General features: G+C 32.2%; 1 protein-coding gene. It reads left to right on the top strand.

The genetic code is table 11. The features are described from left to right. Positions 1–419: DNA topoisomerase (locus AB3I34_RS14000; RefSeq protein ID WP_287123830.1), on the top strand; the 419-nt coding region annotated here is incomplete at both ends.

The raw sequence follows: 419 nt of genomic DNA, 5'->3' as shown, positions 1-419 counted from the left end.
GAAGAAGCAATCAAGATTTTACAAGAAGTTGAGGGGATTGGAACAGAAGCGACAAGAGCAAGTATTATTGAAGCGTTAAAACAAAAAGAATATATCCAAGTGATTAAGAATAAGCTTGTTGTAACTGAAAAAGGAAAATTATTGTGCCAGGCAGTTGAAAGTCAGCACCTTTTAACGAGTGCTGAAATGACGGCTAAATGGGAAACGTATTTAAAAAAAATCGGTAAAAGAGAAGGCAATCAAGAGAACTTTATTACGAATATCAAAAAATTCATTGTTCATTTACTGGAAGCTGTACCTAACGATATAGAAAAACTAAATTTTTCTGATTACCAGGAACAGAAAGAAAAAGAAGCAGAAAAAAGTATTGTAGGAAAATGTCCTAAGTGTGGCAACAATATTGTATTAAAAAAATCGTT

Source organism: Enterococcus sp. C102(2024) (assembly GCF_040888205.1).
Lineage (GTDB): Bacteria > Bacillota > Bacilli > Lactobacillales > Enterococcaceae > Enterococcus > Enterococcus faecalis.
Note: the sequence above shows the minus strand (reverse complement) of the source record. Positions and strands in the feature narration are given on the sequence as shown.